At 36.7% G+C, this 885-nt stretch carries 1 protein-coding gene; it reads left to right on the forward strand.

Translation table 11 applies throughout. The features are described 5' to 3' along the window. Positions 1-650 (forward strand): HNH endonuclease signature motif containing protein (locus ACYQ3Q_RS28300; RefSeq protein ID WP_459931723.1); only part of this gene is annotated, 650 nt, incomplete at its 5' end. Positions 651-885: the final 235 nt, after the last annotated feature.

The raw sequence follows: 885 nt of genomic DNA on the forward strand, positions 1-885 counted from the left end.
ACGTAATTGGAGTACACAACTATTATGCAATAGCAACCCTTGTAAATCTGGATTTCAACCAAATTGCCTTTGGAGTCAAAAAGAGTCTTAAAGCAAGGTTAAAGAATGGGATAAAGCGAGCAGGAAAAGACCCACCGAACTATATTAAAGAACGGTACGGAAAGAGTAAAGAACTGCGATATATCTATGACACAGCCATAGTTCCCCTAGCCTATGTACGGCATAAAGTAGCGCTGTATAAGAAAAAAGTTATCAATAAATATACTGAAATAGGTAGGGCTGGAATTCACAAACAACTTGAATGTGTCGACATAGATATGCTCATGTATTTAATGCGAAATCCTGAAAAAGGGCAAAGCATCGAATATAATGACAACAGATTATCGCTGTATGCTGCTCAAAAAGATAAGTGTGCTGTCTCAGGAACAATTCTTGAAATTGAGAATATGTGTTGCCATCACAAAAAGCCATTAATTATGGGTGGTGGGGATGAGTATAAAAACCTTATCTTTGTAACAAAGGCAATCCATAGACTTATACATGAACCAGACGAAAGCAAAATCAAACTCACTTCTGCCGCTTTACTGCTTGATAAACAACAAGTTAAGAAATTGATAAAATTAAAAAACCTTGCCATAGAAGTCTGTTAAGCAAAAATCTTTCGAGTTGTAAAATGTGCAAATTAGAATAAATACTAATTGTGATTGAACGCCGTGTGATGGGAAACCATCATGCACGGTGTGGGACGGGGGAAAAGGCGGAGATAATATCAAAGTCTTACCTATCGTTATTATTCACCACCTGTATTTCACAAAAATCGCATCAAAACACAAAATGATTCACCGTTTCGAAAAACCCCTTGCTAGAATTGTCAGAATACTTTCC

Source organism: Desulfosporosinus burensis (genome assembly GCF_054657535.1).